Here is an 18,448-nt window from a genome sequence, read left to right as displayed (position 1 = left end):
CGGGCCGTGACCGCGCGGGGAGGCACCGGGTCGCCGGAGCCCGCGAACCGCGAACCCCAACACCGCGCACCTCCTCTCCTGACGGGTGTGTAGGAGCTGGAATCTCCCGCCTTCAGGCAGGGGAGGACGTCAAGGACGCGATCGCCATCCACGCGAGTGGCGCCACCTGCTACGTGCTGCGCGGCCCGCGGGCGGCCAGTCGACTGCGCGTCCAGATCGCGGCCGCGGCTCCCGCTCGGGGCAGCACCTTTTAGGCGGCTTTCGTGGATCAGGGGAGCCGGCGCGGTCAGGGTTCGATCCCAAACCATCCGCGATCAGCCCGTTCGTGTGATCCGTGGTCGCTGGGCGCGGTGACAGCCGGGCGGGGTGACCACGGATCGGGAGGTCATTAACCGGCGATTTCGTACTGGCGGAGTGTAAATATTTCCATACGCAACAGGCGCGGGTCGATAAGCCTTGCAGGACTCCGGTCGCCGGCGAGTGGTACTACTGTCGCAGTCATAATCGAGCAAGAAGACACAGTGACGGACATGTCGTGGATCCCGAATTGCCACGCTGGATGGCGCTACAGCCAGCCGTAGACCGGCAAAACAGAGGGCGAAGGAGAGTGGAGCGAGATGATATCCGAGGTGTGGGATTCGTCATGCTGTTTTCAAACAGGGAGACTCTGCTCTTCTATAAGGGTCTAGCGAAGAGGCCTGGTGACGTTGCGCCTGGCCTGCGTAATATTCCTGGGGATCTTCGGCGCCGTTTTCGAGATCTCCGCAGCCTGCCGCTTCGCGAGGCGATCGGGTTTCGAGGGTCAAGCGAAGAAGTTTTGCCGAAAAAAGAAGATTCAGACTGGATGCGCGAAGGGTTGCGCGAAGGAATAAAGGCCAGCGCCGTACTCATCTTCTTCGGTTTCACCTCTGGCTTGATCGGTGCCACGACCCAGAGTCTGCGTGACAGCAGTTCGACCGCCACGGCGCTCTTTCAGCTCACGAGCTTCGTGTTTGCGTAGTCAAGCCGCTCCCTCGATCTGAGCGAGCGCACACCGCGGATGCCGAGCCAGCCGACAGCGGAGCCGATGACCAGGGAAACCACGGTCAGGACCAGATGGACCGTGAAGAAGCCGGTCGGGCCGTGGTCCCAGGAACGATCATCCTTCCAGACGTTGCGAAGGAAATTCGGCCAGATGGCCCACGTCCACACGCCGACTGCGATCAGGAACCAGGACGCACGCTTCGAAAGGGTCACCTCTCCAGCTTCGCACCCAGCTGAGCGGATGCGCCCACCGAGACCCGTCACGCAGCGTGGAGCTGGACACACCCGGCGGGAGTAGTACCTAGGTCATAAGCGCATGGTCCACAAGTTCGGCCAGATCCCCCACGTCCACACCCACCGCGATCAGGAACCAGAGGCGCGCCTTGACAGGCTCACCTCATCAGCCTCGCACCGATCAGCCTCGCACCGGCCACGAGTTGTGGTCTCTCCGTGGGGTCGCGAGTTCGGACACGTTGATCACCATAAAGTGGACGGGCAGAAAAACCCCAGGGGCTTGCCGCTTCAGGCGTAAGGCCGTACAGCGGTAGAGGCCATCCGGGGTGTCCACCGCACGGTCCAGAAGACCGGTAGCCCGATGTCGAACGCCGTGACCCCGCCGCATGCCTTCGCGCTCCAGCTCCGGCGCGGGTTGAGCGCCGAGCGCCTCGATCCGTACGAACGGGCCTGCAATCATGACCTTGAGCAGGCCGTGGCCCTGTACGAGTGGAACAGCGGCATCAGCGCCAGCGAAGAGCCGGCCTGTCGACAGCCTCGTCCGGCTCCGCAACCGCGTCGCGCACCACGAACCGATCCACCACCGACCGCTCGCGACCCTCTGCTGTCACGACCGCCACAACCACCCCCAGCACCCAGGCCGTAAGCGAGAAGGTCGATGCCCCGTCGGGTGTCAGTCGGCTGGCGGTGGCGGGGTGGTCAGTGGGGTGGTGGGCGCCGGGGCGGTGGGGGAGGTGGGCGGGCGGGTCGTGGCCGGCGGGGTCGTGGTCGGCGCGTTGTTGCTCGGGGTCGTCGTCGCCGGCACGGTCGGGCTGGGCGTGGGCTGCTGGGTCGCCGGGGCCGAGGTCGGCGGCGTGGTCGGGCTGGTCGTCGCGCGCGGCGCAGGGCTTGTCGGCCGCGGCCGGTAGCTGTAACGCGAGGTCGGTGGCACCACCACGGCCGGCGAGTCGTTGGCCGGCTGCGACGGACCGGTCACCTGGTCGGGAATCAGCGTGGCCGGTGTACCGGTCGTCTGCTGGGCCGAGACGTCGTTGCCGTTCGGTGAATCCCCGCCGGTCAGCGTGAGGGCAAGCGCGACAGCCACGACGGCGAGCGCCGCGACCGCGCCGGCGGCGATGGCCACGATGCGGCGCCGGTGGTTCTGCTCGTCCGCCCGGCTCCGGCCGCCGTGGGCTCCGGCCGCCGCGCCGCCGCCACCCACCATGGCACGTCGACCCGAGTCGTCGAGGTGCACCAGGCCGGCGGCTTCGTCGTCCTCGAACATGCCGAGATCGGTCGCGGCGATCAGGGGGGTGGTGCCGATGCGGGTCTCGTCGTCGGAGCCGCCGCGCACCGGACCTGTGGCCTGACCGGCGCGTCCGATCCTGGTCGGCTCGTCGTGCCCCACCGGGCCGCGGTTGCGTGCCGAGGCCGGGGGGGTCGCCGGGGCGCGGCGCAGACCGCCGGTCGCCGGGGAGATCGCGGTCTCGTCCAGGCCGTTCGGGATCGGATCGGCGGTGATCTCGGTGTCGGCCGGGCCAGCGTCAGCGTCGGCGGTCGACCAGTCCGCGCTCGGGCCGGTCGGGGACGGCCCGTAGGGCGTGGACCCCCAGGGCGGCGTCGAGGTGGCGGGGGCCGTGGGTGGGGTCGACGGGGCACCGCCCGCACGTGGCCCGGTGCCGCTGGTGCGGCCGTCCGAACCCGCGCCCGCGCCGAGGACGCCCGCGGCACCGCCCGCGGCGACGCCCGCGGCCGTGCCACGCTTGGACTGGCCCCGGCCGCCGCGTCCGTCCCGCCCAGAGGGGGCCGACGGGTGGGAGTCGTCCAGGTTCTCCAGGCCGACGTCGGCGCTGCCCCGCCCGGGCTGCTCGTCGTTCTCGTCGCCCTTGGAGCGGGCGTGCATCACGGCTGCCGGGACGGGGGTGGCGTTACGTGCCACCGGGATGAGCCGGCGGCGGATCTCGGTGACGTCCGGACGCTCCTCTGCGGGGCGGTCCATCAGGTCGCTGAGCAGGTTGCGCAGCGGGCCGGCCAGCCGGAAGGCGCGGCGGCGGCCCTCGACGACGGCGGTGAGCACCGCGTACGTCTCCGGGCCTTCGAACGGAGGCTGACCCTCGACCGCGGAGTACAGCGTGGCGCCGAGACCCCACAGGTCACTGGCCGGGCTTCCGGACGAGCCGCGCACGCGTTCGGGGGCGATGTAGGCGGGGGAACCAACGAGCGCGCCGGTACCGGTCAGGGTGACGTCACCCTCGGTGGCGGCGATGCCGAAGTCGGTGAGTCGGACCCGGCCGTCCCGCCCGAGCAGGACGTTGCCCGGCTTGACGTCACGGTGCAGCACGCCGGCGGAGTGCGCGGCGGCGAGCGCGTCGGTCAGCGCGAGGCCGATCGCGGCCACCTGGTCGAACGGGAGCGGACCGTGGTTACGGATCACGTCGCCGAGCGAGTCCGCGTCGACGAGCTCCATGACGATCCAGTGCCGCTCGTGCTCCTCGACCACGTCGTACACGGACACGATGGCCGGGCTGTGCAGTCGGGCGAGCGCACGGGCCTCCCGCAGCACCCGGGCCCGGATCGCGTCGCGCTCGTTCTGCGCGCCGGCCATCGGGACCAGGATCTCCTTGATGGCCACCGGCCGCTGGAGGAGCTCATCCTCACCGCGCCAGACGACGCCGGCTCCACCACGCCCGATGGGGGTGTCGAGTCGGTAGCGCTGAGCTACGTAACGAGGCGTGCCATGCCGGTCGGTGTCCCGGGGCACGCTTGCCGATTTGGCCATCGTGTCAAGTCTGACAGACGGAGGGTTCCGCAGACAGCATGGCCTGCGTGTTTCCGATCGCCTTGACAGGCGTGAATCCGGCGAATGTGTACATCACGGCCCCGGCCGGAAGGTCTCGAAGAGGCTTGCCATCAGTGATTGATCCTGCAACCAGAGGTCTTCGGGGGTATGCCAGTAGAGGGCATATCCGTGGCGGTTGCGAATCGCGCCCCGATTGAGCACATGCACCATGACCCCGTCCGACCTGCGGTACGCGAACTCCCAGTCGGCCTGGTTCGTGCCATCCCCACCGTCGCTGGGAGTCAGCCGTATGCGTCGGTAGTCCTGCACGCTCCGAACGAAACTGGCTTCGATGCGCCGCCAGTCGCCGATCGCGGAGGTGTTTGCCTCTCTGACGCTACCCACCCGGAGGAACGAGCCGGTAGCCGGGTCCATGAAATCGACGTTACCGGCCCCGCCGGGACCCGGCTGGGACCGCCAGCCGGCCGGGTAGGCCAACGACCATCCGGCCGCCTGATCAGTATAGGAGGCCCAGCCTGGCGGGGGTATGGCAACCACGGAACTGGTCGCCAGCGGGTCGTTGACGGTCGCCGCGCGGGTGCCGCTGTCGGTGTTCTGTGCGATCGAACGATCACTCTTCGTATCGCCGGTGTGGGTGTCGTCCCGACTTATCAACAGCAGCACGGCCACCGCGGCGACCGCCGCGAACACCGCCAGCACTGACACCAGGACGAGTGGGCGAACCCGCCCAGGCCCACGCGTCGCGCCCACGGTCCGCGGGCTCCGGGTGGCCGCGCTCTGGACGGCTGGGTCCGGTGCGACGGCCGCGGCTGAGGCGTCCGTGCCCGCGCCGCCCATGGCCGGCGGCTGCGGCTGCGGCTGTTGCGGCTGTGCCGGTGGCTGCGGTGCCGGTGGCTGCGGTGCTGGCGGTGCTGGCGTGATGGGTGGTGCTGGTGGTGCTGGTGCTGGTGGTGGTGAGGTGACGGTCTCGGCCAGGTCGGCCGGTTCGGTCGGCCGGGGGGAGTCCGGAGTCGCCCGATCGTCGGTGTCGCGGTTGATCAGGCGGGCCCGGGCCGGAATCCCGCCGAGCGCGCGCGTGCGGTCGACCTGGCGCAACCGTTCCACTGGACGGGCGATCCGGGCGCGGGCGGCCGCGGGCAGCGTCGGGCGGCCGCGGGCGGCATCCGGGGCGCGTCGGGGTGACAGCGCGCCTCGGCTCGGTAGGCCGGACTGGGCCGGCGTGGCCGATGTGGTCGGCGAAGTCGAGGTGGCCGACGGGGGGTCCGGTGTCGCGCTGGGACGCGGATCGCGCGGTTCGGTGTGCGCGTCACCGCCACCGGAACGCGGGATGGTGCTGCCGGCCATCAAAGCCATGGTGGCCACCGTCGCAGCGGTCGCGACTGTGGCGACCGTGGCGACGGTCGTCGAGTGGTCTGTCTCGGACAGCCCGACAGGGCCCGGATCGTCAGCGGCTTCGGGCGTCGCCGGTGGGTTTTCGACGGTGACGGGAAGGGCGACCTCGGCGGGATCGTCCGCCGGGTGGTCGAGATCGTCCGCGGACGAGGCGTCGGCCTCGACAGCAGTATCAACAGCGACCGTCGTGTCCGCACCGGCGTCGGTATCGGCATCGGCGACCGTCGAACCGACCGTGGTCGTTGTGTCGATCGCCGCCGCAACGGTCCGTGTGCCCGGCACGGTCGCTTCCGGTCCGCTCGGCCGCGGCCCGTCCACCGCCGTCGTGTCGCCGGTCGGCGTGGGTGTCGATGTCGGTCTGGTGAGCGCGGGCGTGATGGCCGCCGCCGCGGCCGGCGCGGCTTCGAAGGCCGACGGGTCCGGGTCGGACGCGGGAGCAGGGGGCGGACCGGGACGGTGCGCACGTGCCGACCGGCTCCCACCGCGGCCGCCCGCGGTATCGCCGAAGGACCGCAGAATGTCACGTAGCCGACGGCGGACGGCGGACAGCGGGGGGCGGCTCGTCTCATGCGGGCTCATCAGATCGTCGATGAGCGGCGCCAACGGACCGGCGAGGCGGAAGGGCCGCCGGTCGCCGCGCATCACCGCGGACACGACCGCGACCGGATCGCCACCGCCATACGGCGGGCATCCCTCGACGGTGGCGAACAGCGCCGCGCCCAGGCCCCACCGGTCGCCGGCGGCGTTGCCGGTGCCACCCCGGGCACGCTCGGGCGGTAGATAGGCCGGTGACCCGAGCACCATGCCGGTGTTGGTCAGACGGGCGTCACCATGACTGACCGCGATCCCGAAGTCGGTGAGGCGGGCTCGTCCGTCCGCGGTGATGAGCACGTTGCTCGGTTTGACGTCGCGGTGCACGATGCCGAGCCGGTGCGCGGCCTCCAGGGCGTAGGCGAGCGTGATGCCGATCTGGCAGGTCTGTTCGACGGGCCGGGCGCCGAGGTCGCTGATGATCCGCGCCAGCGACTGCCCCTCGACGTACTCCATGACGATCCAGGGCAGATCGCCGTCGTCAATGACGTCGAGGACGGAGACCGCGCCCGGGTGGTGCAACCGACCCGCCGCGCGGGCCTCCCGCAGCACCCGCTGCCGAGCCCGGTCCCGCTCGGTTCCGTTCTCCGTCACGGGAAGTCGCACTTCCTTGACGGCCACCGGCCGTCGCAGGAGTTCGTCCGTGGCGCGGTGCACGACCCCGAAACCACCCCGGCCGAGCACGCCTGTCAGCTGATACCGTCCGCCGACCAGCACCGCCGGAGACCTGGACTCGCCTGCCATCCCTTCGTCCCTTCCGATCGCCAGTGAGGCTCGCGTCCATGGGATCACATCGTGGCCGGTCCACCGCGCTGGGGCAGGCCGCTGGTCGCCGGGAACCATCCGGTGAGCGGAAGGATTGGGACTGGGTGTGGACGACATAGTGGCGGAAACGACAGATCTCCCGGCGGATCTCCCACATGGTTCTCCGGTGAGCGGCGAGGTCTGGGAGCGGCTGCGGGTCGCCGCGGTGCGGGTCGCGGCGCGGGGCTACGCGCCCTACTCCGGTCTGCGGGTCGGTGCCGCGGCGCTGGTCGTGGCGACCACGACCGGACCTCGGGCGGGCGAGCCGTGGATCGTCACCGGCTGCAATGTCGAGAACGCCTCCTACGGTCTGACGCTGTGCGCCGAATGTGGGCTGGTCGCCGCACTGCACGCCCAGGGCGGTGGCCGGCTGACGGCACTGGTCTGTGTGGACGCCTCCGGGCGGCCGCTGGCGCCGTGCGGACGGTGTCGACAGGTGCTTTACGAACACGGCGGCCCGGAACTCCTGATCGACGGTGCGCAGGGCGCGCGCCGGCTGGCGGAGCTGCTTCCCGACGCCTTCGGCCCCGCGGACCTGCCAACGGACGCGGGCGCCGGCTGAGTCGGCTGAGTCGGCGGTGCCCGGACCGCCGTCGCGTCGTCCGCGCGGCAGGGCCGGTTCTGTCGGACGGGTGGCCTACCGTCGGGCCGGAGCCGGAGGAGATGCCGGAGACGGAGGCGACAATGACGACCACGGCAGCGGCCGCGTCGGCTGGAACCGCTGGGCTGGCTGGTGTGGCGCTCGAGGTCGAGGAGATCCGGCGGGTGCCCAAGGTGCTGCTGCACGATCATCTGGATGGTGGGCTGCGGCCATCCACGGTGATCGAGCTCGCGGATGAGATCGGCTACCGGGGGCTGCCGACGACGGATGTGTCGGCGCTGGGCGGCTGGTTTCGTGAGGGGGCGTCCAGCGGCTCGCTGGTCCGGTATCTCGAGCCGTTTCGCCACACGGTCGCGGTGATGCAGACGCCGTCGGCGATTCGCCGCGTGGCCCGGGAGTGCGCCGAGGATCTCGCCGCCGACGGGGTCGTGTACGCCGAGGTGCGGTTCGCTCCCGAGCTGCACGTCGAGCGGGGGCTGTCGTTGGATGCGGTGGTCGAGGCGGTGCTCGACGGGTTCCGGGCCGGCGCGCGGGGCACAGCGCTGCGGATTCGGGCGCTGCTCACGGCCATGCGCCACCAGGCGAGGTCGCTGGAGATCGCGGAGCTGGCGGTGCGGTGGCGCGACGCCGGCGTTGCCGGGTTCGACATCGCCGGCGCCGAGGCCGGTTATCCACCCACCCGGCATCTGGACGCGTTCCAGTACATCGCACGGGCCAACGGGCATTTCACGATCCACGCCGGTGAGGCGTTCGGGCTGCCGTCCATCTGGGAGGCGGTGCAGTGGTGCAACGCCGATCGGCTTGGGCACGGCGTGCGCATCGTCGACGACATCACCGTCGAACGTGATGGCACGGCGGTTCTCGGTGATCTCGCCAACTATGTCCGTGACGTGCGGGTGCCGCTGGAGATGTGCCCGTCGTCCAATGTGCACACGGGCGCGGCGCCGAGCATCGAACATCACCCGATCGCGCTGCTGCGCCGACTGCGTTTTCGGGTCACGGTGAACACCGACAACCGGCTGATGAGCGGGGTGTCGCTCTCGAGTGAGTTCGCGACGCTCGCCCAGGTACACGGCTACGGCTGGTCGGACGTCCGATGGCTCACCCTCAACGCGATGAAGTCGGCGTTCCTGCCGTTCGACGAGCGGCTCGAGCTCATCAACACCGTCATCAAACCCGGTTTCGCGCCGTATGTGGCACCCGACCTACAGGAGGAGATCGCCCGGTGAGCGAAGGTGCGGTGGTCGGTGCGGACGGGCAGGCCCGTTGCCCCTGGGGGCTGTCCACACCCGAGTACATCGAGTACCACGACGGCGAATGGGGCCAGCCGGTGCGGGACACGGTCGGGCTGTACGAGCGGCTCACCCTGGAGGCGTTCCAGTCCGGTCTGTCCTGGCTGACGATCCTGCGGAAACGGCCCGCGTTCCGGGCCGCGTTCGCCGACTTCGACCCGGCGGTGGTCGCCGGCTACGGGCCGGACGACGTCGAACGGCTCCTCGGCGACGCCGGCATCGTCCGTAATCGCCGCAAGATCGAGGCGACGATCGTCAACGCCCAGGCCGTGCTCGATCTCGGCACGCCACTCGGCGAGCTGGTGTGGGCCCATCAACCACCCGCGGCTGCCCGCCCGCGCACCACCGCCGACGTCCCGGCGAAGACGCCCGCGTCGATCGCGCTGGCGAAGGCCCTGCGAGCGGCCGGGTTCGTCTTCATCGGCCCGACCACCGCGTACGCACTCATGCAGGCCTGCGGCCTGGTGGACGACCATCTCGCCGCCTGCTGGGTGCCACGTGCCCCCACCGACTGACCGCCCGTCCCGGCCCGTCCGGGCAGTCCAGCCCATTCGTCCGTCCGGTCCGTCCGGTCCGTCCGGTCCGTCCATACGCCCGTCCGGTCCGTCCACACGTCCGGTTCGGGGCAGGTGCGGCGGCCAGGCCAGTCGGCGTGGGGCGAATCAGGTGGGGAAGCCAGCCAGGACGTCGGCGGAGGCGGACAGGCCCAGCCGGGTCGCTCCGGCCTCGAGCATCGTGCGGGCCTGCTCGGCCGTCCGGATTCCGCCCGAGGCCTTGATCCCCAGCCGGCCGCCGACCGCGCCCGCCATCGAGCGCACCGCCCGCACGCTCACCCCACCCGCGGGATGGAAACCCGTCGAGGTCCTGACGTACTCCGCCCCACCGGCCTCGGCGGCCCGGCAGGCGGAGACGATGTTCGCGTCGGGCAGCAGCGCCGTCTCCAGGATCACCTTGAGCACCACGTGCGGCGGCACGGACAGCCGCACCTCGCTGATCTCGGTCTCGATCGCGCGCCAGTTCTCGTCCATCGCGTTCGCGATGTCGATCACCATGTCGATCTCGGTGGCGCCGTCCGCCACGGCCCGCCGGGCCTCCTCGGCCTTGATCACCGTCAGGTGGTTGCCGTGCGGAAACCCGACCACCGAGGCGACGGCGAAGGCCGGCTGCTCCGGCTGCCCGTCCCGACGGGCGCTGGCCGCCGCCAGGTACACATGGGTCGGGGCGACGCAGACCGCGCCGACACCGAGCCTGGCCGCCTCGGCGCACAGCGCCAGTACCTCCTCGCCGGTGGCCGCCGGCGCCAGCAGCGTGTGGTCGATGATCCGGGCGACCTCGGCCCGCCGCGGGCTCACCGCGGGCGAGGAGTTCCCGGACTCCCTGCTTGGATGATCGGGGCTGGCGGGAACGTCTGTCATACGTTGCATCATTGCCGACCGACCAGCCCGTTGCCGATTCGCTCGCCCGAGGAGTCAGTCCGTGCACCTGCACGTCGTCGACCATCCGCTGGTCGCCTCGTCGCTGGCCGTCCTGCGCGACGAGCGCACCAGCCGCGCCCGCTTCCGAGCGGCCCTGCACGAGCTCGCCACCATGCTGGTCTACGAGGCGACCCGCACCCTGCCCACCATGCCGGTGACGGTGACGACCCCCCTGGCCACCACCGCCGGGGTGCGTCTGGCCGCCGAACCGGTGGTCGCGCCGGTGCTGCGCGCCGGCCTCGGGATGCTGCCCGCGGCCCTCGCGCTGCTGCCCGACGCGCACACGGCGTTCCTCGGCCTGTCCCGGGACGAGACCACCCACCAGCCGACGGTCTACCTCGAGGCCGTGCCCGCCGAGCTGGCCGGCCGACCCGTGCTGCTGCTCGACCCGATGCTCGCCACCGGTGGCTCGGCCCTGCACTGCCTGCGCCTGCTGCACGAGAACGGCGCCCGGGCGGTGACACTTGTCTGCGTCGTCGCCGCCCCCGAGGGCCTGGCAGCGCTGGAGTCCGGCCTGCCGGCCGAAGCCGCCGCCGACCTCACCGTCGTCGTGGCCGCCGTCGACGAACGCCTCAACGACATCGCCTACATCGTCCCCGGCCTCGGCGATGCCGGGGACCGCATCTACGGCGTCTTCTGAACGGCCGGCGAGAGCGACGGCCGGCTGAGCGCGCGACGACACACACGGCGGACCTGCCACTGCCCCGGTGGGCGTCGACGCGTCACAGCGGCGCGGCGCACCGGCGCGCTGTGGCTGTGGCTGTGGCTGTGGCTGTGGTCAGAGGATCGTGGCGTCCTATCCTGTCCAGATGCGGAAATCCACGGCGGGTGACGAACGTCCGGCGGGCGGCTTCGAGCTGATCTGCGAGATCGAGCCGCCGACCCGGCCGGACCTGACCCACGTCCGCCACCAGATCGGTGTGCTGAGTCCCGTTGCCGACGCGTTCCTGATCCCCGACAACCACATCGGACGCGCGACGGTGTCGAGCATCGCCGTCGCCCACGAGGTGCGCACGATGGGGGGACACGGCATCGCCTGCGTGAACTCCCGCGACCGTAACCTGCTCGGTTTCCGCCGCGACCTGCTCACCGCCGCGGCCTACGGCGTCGAGGAGTTCCTGTTCGTCCACGGCGACAAACCCACCGCCGGGAACCGGACCAGCGACCTGACCGTGCGCGCGATGATGGACGAGGCCCGCGCGGCCAGCGAGGATCCGGTCTTCGCGGACATGCCGGCGTTCCGGGTCGGCGCCGCGGCCGGCCTACGTCCACTGCCCGTCTGGAAACGAGCGGCCGACTTCCTGTTCGTGCAGGTCAGCTACTCGGTGGACGCCCTGCTGCGCTGGCGCGACGCCCATCCGGTCGAACTACCGGTCTACGCCGGCGTGATGGTCCTCGCGAGCGCCGGGATGGCCCGTCGCCTCGCCGCGACCATCCCCGACATCGACATCCCCGACGACCTTGTCGAAGCGGTCGAACGAGACCCGGCGGCCGGGGTCGAAGCGGCCTGCGACCAGGTGCTACGGCTGCGCGACAGCGGCGCCTTCGCCGGTGTGCACCTCGTTCCGGTCAGCCGCTACCGCCAGGTCGCCACCCGACTTGAGGATCTTCTCTGATCCCCGGGCCGTTTCTCGCGGGTCCCCGGTACCCCCTGCCGGACAGCGCGGCCGTAACCCTCCGCTGAAAGCGGTCAGTGAGCGTCGTCGAGGTCGGTCAGCAACGCGTCGACGGCGGCCGCCAGCGCGGTCAGGCGGGTCCGTGCGCGTGTGCGGGCCGGGCCGACGGCGGCCGGCGCGGCGCCCGGTACCGGCTCGACGACCTCGAGATAGGCCTTGAGCTTCGGTTCGGTCCCGCTCGGGCGGAAGATCACTCGATCGGGGCCGAGGTGGAGCACCAGCACGTCCGCCGGGGGCAGTCCGGTCCTGATACCGGCGGCCGGGCCGAGGCCGGGGCCCGCGCCCGGGGCTGGTTCCGTGCGGAGCAGGTCACGATGGGTGGTCACGGGTAGGCCGGCGAGGCTGGACGGCGGAGTGGCGCGCAGCCGACGCATCACGGCGGCGATCCGGTTCGGGTCGGCGAGGCGGACCGAGCGCTGCGCGGTGACATGGACGCCGAGACGGGCGGCCAGGTCGTCGAGCAGATCGGACAGGGTCCGTCCACGCCGTTTCGCCGCGGTGGCGAGCAGGGCGAGGGCCAGCGCGGCGGTGATGCCGTCCTTGTCGCGGACGAGCTCGGGGGCGACGGCGTAGCCGAGGGCCTCCTCGTAGCCGAAGACCAGCCGCGGGTCAGCCCGCATGATCCACTTGAACCCGGTGAGGGTCTCCCGGTGCGGGACGCCCCGCTCGTCGGCCAGGGCGCGTAGGCCGCGCGAGCTCACCACGGTCGTCGCCACCGGTCCCGGCAGGTGCGCCAGGACCAGGTCGGCCAGCAGCAGCCCGATCTCGTCGCCGGTCAGCAGCCGGCCATCGACCGCCACGGCGCACCGGTCCGCGTCCGGATCGGTGGCGATCACCAGGTCGGCATCGACGCGGTCGGCGAGGGCCAGCGCCAGGTCCAACGCGCCGGGCTCCTCCGGGTTCGGCCAGCGGACGGTAGGAAAATCCGGGTCGGGCTCGGCCTGCTCGTCGACGACGATCGGGGCGGCGAGCCCGGCGGCCATGAAGACCTCGGCCAGCACCCGTCCACCCACCCCGTGCAACGGCGTGTGGACGACGACAGGCCGACCACCATCGCCGACCCCGACCCCGACCCCGGTGGCCCGGGAACCGGCCGGGTCCGCCGGACCGGTGGTCGCGCGGGCCTGCGCTGTCGGGGTGCGCGCAACCGGGGTGTGCGCGGTCAGGGTGAGCACGGTGGACGCGGCGGCGCGGACGTACTGCGCGACGATGCCCTGATCGAGACGTTGCCAGTGGTCGCGCAGGCGGAGGGTGGCGGCCGGGCCGGTCCCGGCGATATGACGTTCGATCTCCTGGTCGACCGGAGCGACCAGCTGGGCACCCCAGCCCGGATCGTCCACGGTTCGGCTTCCACCGAGGAACACCTTGTAACCGTTGTCGCCGGCCGGGTTGTGACTTGCCGTGATCATGATGCCGGCGTGGGCGCGCAGCCGCCGTACGGCGAACGCCAGCACCGGGGTCGGCAGCGCCTCGGGCAGCACCAGAACCCGCAGTCCCGCGCCGGCGGCCACCCGCGCGGCGTCGAGCGCGAACGCCTCGCTGCGATGCCGCGCGTCGTATCCGATCACGACCAGCGGCGTCGGCGATGGCGGGCCGACTGGCAGTGGCAGGAGCCAGCGGGCGAGTCCCGCGGTGGCCCGGCGGACCACGGCGGTGTTCATCCCCGCGGGGCCTGGCCGAAGGGGACCGCGCAGACCGGCCGTGCCGAAGCGCAGCGGGGTCCGAAAGCACTCCCGCAGCCGATCGAGCGCGGTCGGGTCGGTGCCGACCTCGGCACGCAGCCGTGCCAGTTCCCGCCGGTCGTCCGGATCGGGATCCGCGGCCAGCCAGGCCTGGACCATCCCAGCGAGCGCCGACGGTAGTTCAGCGGGCGGCAATACGTCACCTCATCGGGCCGCGGCCGCCCCGCACGCGGGGTGGGCTCGCCTGACCTGGGTCATCTGGCCTGGGTCATCTGACGTCACACTCGCATCACGCCAGCACCCTCGGCGCGCTGGAACGGCGAGGCGGACAGGACGCGTCAGAAACGGGTGATCAGGTCGGCCAGCAGGTGACCGATGCGCTGGGCCGAGGCGGCACCGGCGGCGAGGACCTCGCGGTGGTCGAGCGGGACATCGGTCAGGCCGGAGGCGAGGTTCGTCACCAGTGAGAGGCCGAGGACCTCGGCGCCTTCGGTTCGGGCGGCGATCGTCTCGTGAACGGTGGACATGCCGACCACGTCGGCACCGAGAGCGCGCAGCCGTGGCGCGTAGGCGTCGGTCAGGTCGGTGAAGATCGGTCCGGTCAGCGGGGACCGTCCGGTCAGGTTCAGGTGGTCGGCGAGCAGCCGGCGTCCACCGAAGCGCATCGACCGGGCCGACGGGCGGTGCCCGGGCACGGCGGTGCTGGTGGGGAAGCCGCCGAGCTGCGCGAACGTCAGATCGACGACCTCATCGGCCGCGGCCGCCAGGATGTCGGCGGCCGGACGCCAGCCGGAACCCATCGTGATCGCCACCTCGTGCCGTCCGACACCGGTCAGTTCGGCGAGCCGGAGCGCCGAGGCCGCCGCATCCGGCCGGCTGGTCCCACTGGTCCCACTGGTCCCACTGGTCCGGCTGGGCGGGGTCGGCCCGTTGGGGGGTGGTGTGTGGCCCGGCTGGACTACCCGGTCCGGCTGGTCGGTGAGCCGCGGCTGGTCCTGCACGCGGCGACTGTACGGGGTGGTGGGGGAGACTGATGTCCGTGCCTTTGCTGCCCTCCCATCGTCGTCTGCCGGATATTCCGTTGGAACCGGGCGAGTTCACCGAAGTCGTGCTGCGTGGCCGGTTGACCGACCCCGAGGGGGCGGGTCGGTTCGTGGCCAGGGCGGAGACCTTCGTCGGACGTCGGGTGGGCGCGTCCCGCTGGATCGTGCTGACCGATCGTCGGCTGCTGGTCGTCGCACCGTTTCCCCGCGAGGGCGACTGGTTCGACGTCGTGTTCGACCGCCGGGAGGTGACGGCGTCCCGTGGGGTTCGGCATGGGGATGTCATCACCGTGGAGCTGACCTCGCCACGCGGACCACAGGTGCTGCGGGTTCCAGCTCGGCTGCGGTCGGAGGTCGCCCGATTCATCCGGGCGCTGCGCCGGTGAAGCCGGCGAAGGGTGGGCGTGGCGGACCGATGTCGCCTGCCGGCCGATAGGGTCAGCGGGGAACCCACGGCGGGCGTGACGATGTCGCCACGGAGGACGGCGCCGCGCACCGTGCCGGTGTCCGAGCCGTCGGCGGCGGACGTCCGCGGCCCGGTGGGCCGAACCGGACAGCGATGGGAACGACGGACCGATGACTACAACCCAGCCGGCCACCGGCGAGCTACCGACCGCGGGATCGCAGGATTCCCAGGCAGCCGGGCGGCGCACCGCCATGCGCACCCACCTGTGCGGTGATCTGCGGGCCGATCATGTCGGGGAGACGGTGTCGGTCTGCGGCTGGGTGGCGCACCGCCGCCAGCACGGCGCGGCGCTGACCTTCGTCGACCTGCGGGATCACTCCGGGCTCGTCCAGGTCGTCGTCGACGGTTCGGTCGACGTCCGCTCGGAGTACGTGCTGCGGATCACCGGGACCGTGGTGATCAGGCCCGAGGGAACGTCGAACCCGGGGCTGGCCACCGGCGAGATCGAGCTGCGTGACTGCGCGGTGGAGATCCTCTCGACCGCCACCCCGCCGCCGTTCCCGCTCGACGACCGGGCCGACGCGGTGGAGGAGTCCACCCGGTTGACCTACCGTTACCTCGACCTTCGGCGCGAGCGGATGCAGTGCAACCTGCGTACCCGCTCGGCGGTGCTGGGCGCGATGCGGGCTGCGCTGGCGCCGCTGAACTTCGTCGAGGTCGAGACGCCGCTGCTCATGCCGTCCACGCCGGAGGGGGCGCGGGAGTTCATCGTCCCGTCCCGGCAGTTCCCGGGCAGTTTCTACGCGCTGCCGCAGTCGCCGCAGCTGTTCAAGCAGCTGCTCATGGTCGGCGGCACCGACCGCTACTTCCAGTTCGCCCGCTGTCTGCGCGACGAGGACCTGCGCGCCGACCGGCAGTACGAGTTCACCCAGCTCGACATCGAGATGAGCTTCGTCGACCAGGACGACGTGCTGGACGTGATCAGCGCCGCGGTCCTCGCCGCCGCCCGCACGGTGGTGGGCCGCCGCGACACGGGCGACGGGGGTGGCGCGGGCGGTGAGGTGCCGCCGATCGAGCGGATCACCTGGCACGAGGCGATGAACCGGTTCGGGGTGGACAAGCCGGACCTGCGTTTCGGCCTGGAACTGGTCGAACTGACCGCGATCTTCGCGGACAGCGGCTTCAAGGCGTTCGCCGGCGCGGCCTCGATCAAGGGCATCCGGGTGCCCGGCGGCTCGGCGAGCCACAACCGCCGGCGCCTGGACGACCTCACCGACCGGGCCAAGTCGTTGGGTGCCAAGGGACTGGTGTGGATGCGGGTCGGCGCGCAGGGCGCGCTCGAGTCGCCGGTGCGCAAGTTCCTCTCTGACACCGAGGCCGCCGGCATCGTCGAGGCGACCTCGGCGGCCGAAGGCGACCTGCTGCTCCTCGTCGCCGACGCATGGGCCACCACCTGCGAGGTACTCGGGCAGCTCCGCAACGATCTCGGACGTCCCCCCGCCGGCCAGGGGCCGCTGCGGTTCGTCTGGGTGGTCGACTTCCCGCTGTTCGTCGGGATCGACGCGGCGACCGGACGGCCCAAACCCGGTCATCACCCCTTCACTCGACCGCATCCCGACGACCTGGACAAGATGGAATCCGACCCGCTCTCGGTGCGTAGCCGGGCCTATGACCTGGTGCTCAACGGGTGGGAACTCGGTTCCGGTTCGATCCGGATCCACGAGAGCGAGCTGCAGCAGCGCATCTTCGGCCTGCTGGGCATCACCCCCGAGGAGGCCAACGCCCGCTTCGGCTTCTTCCTCACCCCGTTCGGATACGGCGCCCCGCCGCACGGCGGCTTCGCCGTCGGCATCGACCGGCTGGTCGCGATCCTCGCGGGGGAGGAGAACATCCGCGAGGTGATCGCCTTCCCGAAGACCCAGTCGGGTCTGGACCCTCTGACCGGCGCGCCGACGCCGGTCGCCGACCGTCAGCTGCGTGAGCTCGGGGTTCGGGTCGTGGCCGGGGCCGGGGCATCGGATCGACCCACCGCCTCGGCTGGATCCGCTGCTTCGGCTGGAAGTGGGGCCTCGGCTGGATCTGGGGTGTAGTCGGGCGGATAACGGGGGGCCGAAGGGGTAGTCACCACCTGCCATCCGCGTGCGTGGCGGATCGGCGACGGCTGCCCAAGGCCGAGATCGGCCCCGATCCGAGGAGCCCGCGTGCGGATCCCCTTCTCATCGTCCACGAGCTCGAGTCTTGGCATCGAGTGGGAGCTGCAGCTGGTCGATTATCAGAGCCGGCAGCTGCGCGGCGACGCCGCGGTGATCCTCGACGAGCTACGCGCCAAGGTCGGCGAGCGGGAGGCGGCGAAGGCCAAGCACGAGCTCTTCGACTCCACGATCGAGGTGATCACCGGCGTCTGTGGTTCGGTGGGTGAGGCCACCACCGATCTTGCCGGCACCATCTCGGTGCTGCGCGACCTGGCGGAACGACGCGGCGTGGGCCTGATGTGCAGCGGCACCCATCCGATCAGCGACTACGCCAGTCAGCGGATCACCGAGGACGAGCGATACGCCACGCTTGTCTCGCAGATGCAGTGGATGGCCCGGCGGCTGCTGATCTTCGGGGTGCACGTGCACGTCGGTGTGCGATCGCCGGACAAGGCCATGCCCATCGTGAACGCTCTGATGGCCTACATCCCACACTTTCTGGCGTTGTCCGCCTCGTCGCCCTACTGGCTGGGTGACGACACCGGGCTCGCCTCATCCCGGTCGCAGGTGTTCGCGAGCCTGCCGACCGCCGGGCTGCCCTACCCGCTCGACGACTGGCCCGGGTTCGAGGCCTTCATGGGAACACTGATCGCCTCGGGGACCATCGAGACGATCCGTGAGATCTGGTGGGACATCCGTCCACATCCGAACTTCGGCACCGTGGAGCTGCGCATCTGCGACGGGCTGCCGACCCTGATGGAGGTCGGGGCGGTCGCCGCCCTCGCCCAGTGCCTCGTGGACCGGATGAACACCCAGATCGACCGCGGCTACCGACTGCCCGCGCCGAAGCGCTGGCTCGTCCAGGAGAACAAGTGGCGCGCGGCGCGTTACGGACTCGACGCGCAGATCATGATCGACGCGCAGGGCGCGGTCCGATCCGTCCGCGACGACATCATCGACCTGGTGGAAGATCTTCTTCCGGTCGCGCATCGGCTCGGCTGCGCCGGGGAGCTGGCGGACGTCCTGGCGATCGTCGAGATCGGAGGAAGTTCCACCCGCCAGCGCGAGGTCGCCCGGCGGGCCGGCGGGGATCTCCTTCCGGTCGTCGATACCCTCCTGGCGGAGATGGAGGCCGGCCGTCCGATCGTGGACCGACCGGTCGCGTCCCGGGTGACCTCACCGCCGTCCGGTCCGGTATCGCCGTCCGGTCCGGTACCTGCCTCCGGTGTGGTCCTGGGTCTGTGACGAGTGGCTCTGG

General features: G+C 71.3%; 16 protein-coding genes. 10 read left to right on the top strand and 6 right to left on the bottom strand.

Translation table 11 applies throughout. The features are described from left to right. Both MXD61_RS10210 and MXD61_RS10205 read left to right on the top strand, forming a co-directional pair. A partial coding sequence (locus MXD61_RS10210; RefSeq protein WP_248812584.1) for a hypothetical protein occupies nt 1–254 on the top strand: 254 nt, incomplete at its 5' end. Between the two features lie 377 nt (nt 255–631). Further along, entirely contained in the window at nt 632–1,000 is a 369-nt protein-coding gene (locus MXD61_RS10205; RefSeq protein WP_248812583.1) for a hypothetical protein, read from the top strand. Here the strand turns inward: MXD61_RS10205 and MXD61_RS10200 are convergent. From MXD61_RS10200 to MXD61_RS10190, 3 genes are all read right to left on the bottom strand, one after another. Continuing rightward, entirely contained in the window at nt 973–1,236 is a 264-nt protein-coding gene (locus MXD61_RS10200; protein WP_248812582.1) for an SCO4848 family membrane protein, read from the bottom strand. The genes MXD61_RS10205 and MXD61_RS10200 overlap by 28 nt on opposite strands. Nucleotides 1,237–1,930: 694 nt before the next feature. Beyond that, nucleotides 1,931–4,015, bottom strand: coding sequence for a serine/threonine-protein kinase (locus MXD61_RS10195; RefSeq protein WP_248812581.1), 2,085 nt, complete (start codon nt 4,013–4,015; stop codon nt 1,931–1,933). Between the two features lie 93 nt (nt 4,016–4,108). Continuing rightward, nucleotides 4,109–6,763: a serine/threonine-protein kinase gene (locus MXD61_RS10190; RefSeq protein ID WP_248812580.1), complete on the bottom strand. Its 2,655-nt coding sequence runs from the start codon at nt 6,761–6,763 to the stop codon at nt 4,109–4,111. A 187-nt stretch (nt 6,764–6,950) separates the two neighbouring features. Here MXD61_RS10190 and MXD61_RS10185 point away from each other — a divergent pair, with 187 nt between their 5' ends. The 3 genes from MXD61_RS10185 (at nt 6,951) to MXD61_RS10175 (ending at nt 9,231) form a co-directional block, all read left to right on the top strand. Continuing rightward, a complete protein-coding gene (locus MXD61_RS10185; RefSeq protein WP_248812579.1) occupies nt 6,951–7,385 on the top strand; it encodes a cytidine deaminase in 435 nt (144 codons plus the stop codon). A 122-nt stretch (nt 7,386–7,507) separates the two neighbouring features. Beyond that, a complete protein-coding gene (locus tag MXD61_RS10180; protein WP_248812578.1) occupies nt 7,508–8,653 on the top strand; it encodes an adenosine deaminase in 1,146 nt (381 codons plus the stop codon). Next, nucleotides 8,650–9,231: a DNA-3-methyladenine glycosylase I gene (locus MXD61_RS10175; protein ID WP_308222719.1), complete on the top strand. Its 582-nt coding sequence runs from the start codon at nt 8,650–8,652 to the stop codon at nt 9,229–9,231. Before MXD61_RS10180 ends, MXD61_RS10175 begins: the two co-directional genes overlap by 4 nt. Before the next feature lie 147 nt (nt 9,232–9,378). Here MXD61_RS10175 and deoC read toward each other — a convergent pair whose 3' ends face one another. After that, on the bottom strand, nt 9,379–10,131 hold the full coding sequence (gene deoC / locus MXD61_RS10170; protein WP_374628736.1) for a deoxyribose-phosphate aldolase: 753 nt from the start codon (nt 10,129–10,131) through the stop codon (nt 9,379–9,381). Between the two features lie 61 nt (nt 10,132–10,192). Here deoC and upp point away from each other — a divergent pair, with 61 nt between their 5' ends. Beyond that, on the top strand, nt 10,193–10,831 hold the full coding sequence (gene upp, locus MXD61_RS10165) for a uracil phosphoribosyltransferase (RefSeq protein ID WP_248812577.1): 639 nt from the start codon (nt 10,193–10,195) through the stop codon (nt 10,829–10,831). A gap of 169 nt (nt 10,832–11,000) precedes the next feature. Then, nucleotides 11,001–11,807 carry a methylenetetrahydrofolate reductase gene (locus tag MXD61_RS10160; protein ID WP_248812576.1) on the top strand — a complete coding sequence of 269 codons (807 nt, stop codon included), beginning with the start codon at nt 11,001–11,003 and terminating at the stop codon, nt 11,805–11,807. A gap of 74 nt (nt 11,808–11,881) precedes the next feature. On the opposite strand, the gene MXD61_RS10155 is transcribed toward MXD61_RS10160, so the two are convergent. Both MXD61_RS10155 and MXD61_RS10150 read right to left on the bottom strand, forming a co-directional pair. Next, nucleotides 11,882–13,708, bottom strand: a complete 1,827-nt coding sequence (locus MXD61_RS10155) for a phospho-sugar mutase (protein WP_248812575.1) — start codon at nt 13,706–13,708, stop codon at nt 11,882–11,884. A gap of 179 nt (nt 13,709–13,887) precedes the next feature. Then, the gene (locus MXD61_RS10150; RefSeq protein ID WP_248812593.1) at nt 13,888–14,385 is read right to left on the bottom strand and encodes a hypothetical protein; all 498 of its coding nucleotides are present in this window, start codon (nt 14,383–14,385) and stop codon (nt 13,888–13,890) included. A gap of 197 nt (nt 14,386–14,582) precedes the next feature. Here MXD61_RS10150 and MXD61_RS10145 point away from each other — a divergent pair, with 197 nt between their 5' ends. From MXD61_RS10145 to MXD61_RS10135, 3 genes are all read left to right on the top strand, one after another. Continuing rightward, nucleotides 14,583–14,978, top strand: a complete 396-nt coding sequence (locus MXD61_RS10145; protein WP_248812574.1) for a hypothetical protein — start codon at nt 14,583–14,585, stop codon at nt 14,976–14,978. Between the two features lie 190 nt (nt 14,979–15,168). Then, nucleotides 15,169–17,088, top strand: a complete 1,920-nt coding sequence (gene aspS, locus MXD61_RS10140) for an aspartate--tRNA ligase (protein WP_248812573.1) — start codon at nt 15,169–15,171, stop codon at nt 17,086–17,088. Between the two features lie 111 nt (nt 17,089–17,199). After that, nucleotides 17,200–18,435, top strand: a complete 1,236-nt coding sequence (locus MXD61_RS10135) for a glutamate--cysteine ligase (RefSeq protein ID WP_248812572.1) — start codon at nt 17,200–17,202, stop codon at nt 18,433–18,435. Nucleotides 18,436–18,448: the final 13 nt, after the last annotated feature.

The organism is Frankia sp. AgPm24, assembly GCF_023243055.1.
GTDB lineage: Bacteria > Actinomycetota > Actinomycetes > Frankiales > Frankiaceae > Frankia > Frankia umida.
The sequence above is the reverse complement of the archived record's forward strand: the minus strand, read 5'-3'. Positions and strand labels throughout refer to the sequence as shown.

Coding starts and splice junctions, on each gene's coding strand:
- MXD61_RS10195 (WP_248812581.1), bottom strand. CDS start 4,015: ATGGCCAAATCGGCAAGCGTGCCCCGGGACACCGACCGGCATGGCACG.
- MXD61_RS10190 (WP_248812580.1), bottom strand. CDS start 6,763: ATGGCAGGCGAGTCCAGGTCTCCGGCGGTGCTGGTCGGCGGACGGTAT.
- MXD61_RS10180 (WP_248812578.1), top strand. CDS start 7,508: ATGACGACCACGGCAGCGGCCGCGTCGGCTGGAACCGCTGGGCTGGCT.
- deoC (WP_374628736.1), bottom strand. CDS start 10,131: ATGACAGACGTTCCCGCCAGCCCCGATCATCCAAGCAGGGAGTCCGGG.
- MXD61_RS10160 (WP_248812576.1), top strand. CDS start 11,001: ATGCGGAAATCCACGGCGGGTGACGAACGTCCGGCGGGCGGCTTCGAG.
- MXD61_RS10155 (WP_248812575.1), bottom strand. CDS start 13,708: ATGGTCCAGGCCTGGCTGGCCGCGGATCCCGATCCGGACGACCGGCGG.
- MXD61_RS10145 (WP_248812574.1), top strand. CDS start 14,583: ATGTCCGTGCCTTTGCTGCCCTCCCATCGTCGTCTGCCGGATATTCCG.
- aspS (WP_248812573.1), top strand. CDS start 15,169: ATGACTACAACCCAGCCGGCCACCGGCGAGCTACCGACCGCGGGATCG.